This window comes from Bacillus sp. P14.5, assembly GCF_003316765.1.
Lineage (GTDB): Bacteria > Bacillota > Bacilli > Bacillales > Bacillaceae_B > Rossellomorea.
In genome coordinates, this window is record NZ_NIJF01000043.1 from 1 (window position 1) to 3318 (window position 3318).

Genomic DNA, 3318 nt, shown 5'->3' on the forward strand with positions numbered 1-3318 from the left:
GGAGGGTGAACGACATCGAGACACGACTGCAACTGATTGACGTCATTACACGACACATACCGGGGACGGGGCGGCATCCGACAATCGTTCCGGCGATGACGTTCATCCATGAATCGATGGTGACCGAGCCGATCACTCGCGTCAATGAACCGTCATTTTGCCTAATCCTGCAGGGTGGGAAAGAGATGTTGTTCGGCGACGAGCGGCTCGTCTACGAAGGCGGGCATTACCTCGTCGCCTCGGTCGACTTGCCTGTGACGGGCCAAGTGACGAAAGCGAGCGCAGACGTCCCATACGTGGCGCTGAAACTCGAGTTGACGATTGACGACTTGATCGATGCCGTAGGGGACGTCGAACTGACCGAGCCGTGTGACGTGAGGCGGGGCATGTATATCGCCGATGCCGACGAGACGTTGTTCGATGTCGCGCTCCGGCTCGCCCGTCTCGTCGACACACCGAATCATGTGTCACTCGCGCCGCTCTATAAGCGCGAGCTCCTGTATTGGGTGGCGCAAGGGTCGAATGGGGAGATGCTGCGGCAGTTGGCGTTCGAGGGAAGTCAGGCGTTCCGGATCAAGCGCGTCATCGATCACATCATCGAAAACTTCAACGAGACGATTCGAAGTGAAGAGTTGGCTCGAGTCGCCAATATGAGCGTCTCAACGCTCCACCGTCATTTCAAGGAAGTCACAGCGATGAGCCCGCTCCAGTTCCAAAAGCAGTTACGGCTCCAAGAGGCGAGACGGTTGCTGCTCATGCAGGCGACGGACGTGGGCGAGGCGGCGTTCCAGGTCGGCTACGAGAGTCAATCGCAGTTCAGCCGCGAGTATGCCCGGTTGTTCGGGCTGTCGCCACGGGCCGACGTGCGGCAGCAACGACAGCTTTGACAGTTGCTTCAAGCCAGGCGTATAGTGAAGGGGAAGCCATATATTGTAGGATTGTTACTGAATCAGCAGGCAAAACCTAAACCGGGCGCTCGCGTTGCGTCTGGTTTAGGTTTTTCTTGTATTCAGGACAAAAAAGGAGGATATTATGCGACACATCATCTTTCTAGACGTCGACGGCACGCTCGTCGATGACCATGGCAATATCCCGGTATCGGCCAAAGAGGCCGTTCGACAGGCGCGACAGAACGGCCATCTCGTCTTCTTGTCGACAGGGCGATCGAAGGCGGAACTGTTCCCTGACATTCTTGACGTCGGCTTTGACGGCATTATCGGGGCGGCCGGGGGTTATATCGAGCTCGAGGAGGAAGTATTGTTCCATCAACAAGTCTCCGTCGATGATTTGAGCCATCTCATCTCCTTCTTCACCGAGCATGGCATCGATTTTTATCTCGAGTCGAACGACGGCTTATTCGCCGGTGGTAACGCCAAGGCGCGGATTGCAACGCTCATCGACGACTTGATGGCGAACAACCCAGAGGCGAGTGCGACGATTGAGCGCGGTTTGAAGCCGTTCCATGACGCGATGACCGAAGGGGTCGACCTCGTCCGTCCTGACGTCAATAAAATCTCGTTCCTCGGCTCATCCGTCCCGCTCGATGTTATCCAACAAGAGTTCGCATCTCGCTTCACTGTCATCCCGAGCACGGTCGCCGTATTTGGTGCCAACAGCGGCGAGCTGTCCATCCCGGGCGTCAACAAAGCGACGGCAATCGCGACGTTGCTCGATCATTTAGGACTCGATCGGACGCAGACGTTCGCCTACGGGGACGGACTGAACGACATCGAGATGCTCGAATATGTCGAGGTCGGTGTCGCGATGGGGAACGCCAAGCCCGAGGTCAAACGCGTCGCGGACGACGTGACAGACGCGTGTGATCAGGACGGGCTGGCCAATAGTTTCAAGAAGTATCGACTTATCTGAAAAAAGCCAAGAAACCTCTCTTCAGGTTGCTTGGCTTTTCGTTGCGACATCGTTCACGACATCGGCGAGGGTCACGTGCTTCAACACGGATTCCATTGCCGATTGGGCGTGGATAAAGATTGGCTCGATCGTCGCTTGGATATGTTGGCCGACGGGACACTCAGGATTCGGATTGTCATGGATGTTGAACAGCTCGTTCTCCTCGACGACACTGACGGCGCGATAGACGTCATAGAGCGAGATTTCGGTCAATTCTTTGGTGAGTTTGGCTCCGGCGACGCCGGGCTTCACTTCAATCAAGTCGGCTTTTTTCAACATGGCCATGATTTTTCGAATCAAGGCCGGGTTCGTGTTGACGCTGCCGGCCAAAAAGTCAGACGAGGTGACGCCGTCCTTGTTGACCTCGATCAACGTCAGGATGTGAATGCCGACCGAGAAACGGCTACTGATGGACATAGGCCACCACCTTTCTGCATAGTCGTGTAAGCGAATTGGTTACATCTTTAGTATAACAGGGAACAAACAATTGACAAACGAAGATGCTGTAACTATTATGATTACATGTAACTAATTCAATTACAGGTTAAAGGGAGGAAATGAATCATGAAATACTTAGTCACAGGTGCAACCGGAAAACTTGGCTCGAAAATCGTCGATGTCTTATTGAAGACAGTACCAGCAAGTGAACTCGCGGTCAGTGTACGTAACCCTGAAAAAGCAGAAGCACTGAAAGCGAAAGGCGTCGACGTGCGTCACGGCGACTTCGACAAGCCAGAAACGCTCGATGAAGCGTTCAAAGGAATCGAGCGGTTGCTCATCATCTCGGCGGACGGCGACAACGACACACGCATCCGGCAACATGCGAACGCAGTCGAGGCGGCCGAACGGGCGGGCGTTTCGTTCATCGCCTATACGAGCCTCGCCGATGCGACAGATAGTCAAAACCTGATGGCACCACCACACGTCGAGACAGAAGGCGCAATCGAGCGCACAGAGATTCCGCATGCGTTCCTGCGCAACAACTGGTACTTAGAGAACGAACTCGGCAGCATCCAAGGCGTGCTCGCCGGTGCACCTTGGGTGACGGCGGCCCGTGACGGCAAAGTCGGTTGGGCGCTGCAAGACGATTACGCTGAAGCGGCAGCGAACGTGCTCATCGCGGACGATTTCGAGCAAGACATCTTCGAATTGTCCGGCCCGCTCCATACACAAGCCGAACTCGTCGAGGCGCTCAGCGACGTGCTCGGCCGCGAAGTCACACTCCAAGAAGTGAGCTTGGACGCTTACGCCGGTGTCATGCGCGGCGCCGGGGTGCCGGAAGGCGCCATCCCGATCGTCGTCGGCATTCAAGACAGCATCCGTAACGGTTCGCTTGAAGTCGAGTCGAACGATTTCGAGCTATTGCTCGGTCGTCCGGTGACGCCGCTCAAAGAGGCGCTTCAAAAGCTC

4 protein-coding genes are annotated in these 3318 nt (G+C 55.6%); 3 read left to right on the forward strand and 1 reads right to left on the reverse strand.

All coding sequences use genetic code 11. From position 1 onward, the window contains the following. Positions 1 to 5 precede the first annotated feature (5 nt). Together B9Z54_RS05125 and B9Z54_RS05130 are read left to right on the forward strand one after the other, a co-directional pair. The gene (locus B9Z54_RS05125) at positions 6 to 887 is read left to right on the forward strand and encodes an AraC family transcriptional regulator (protein WP_113927415.1); all 882 of its coding nucleotides are present in this window, start codon (positions 6 to 8) and stop codon (positions 885 to 887) included. Positions 888 to 1032: 145 nt separating this feature from the next. After that, positions 1033 to 1869, forward strand: coding sequence for a Cof-type HAD-IIB family hydrolase (locus B9Z54_RS05130; RefSeq protein ID WP_205207673.1), 837 nt, complete (start codon positions 1033 to 1035; stop codon positions 1867 to 1869). A 21-nt stretch (positions 1870 to 1890) separates the two neighbouring features. Here B9Z54_RS05130 and B9Z54_RS05135 read toward each other — a convergent pair whose 3' ends face one another. Next, complete coding sequence (locus B9Z54_RS05135; protein ID WP_113927414.1) at positions 1891 to 2325, reverse strand: Rrf2 family transcriptional regulator; 435 nt, start codon at positions 2323 to 2325, stop codon at positions 1891 to 1893. Between the two features lie 147 nt (positions 2326 to 2472). Between B9Z54_RS05135 and B9Z54_RS05140 the strand changes: the two genes are divergently transcribed. Then, positions 2473 to 3318, forward strand: an 846-nt coding sequence (locus tag B9Z54_RS05140) for an SDR family oxidoreductase (protein ID WP_162785098.1), incomplete at its 3' end; no start/stop codon positions are given.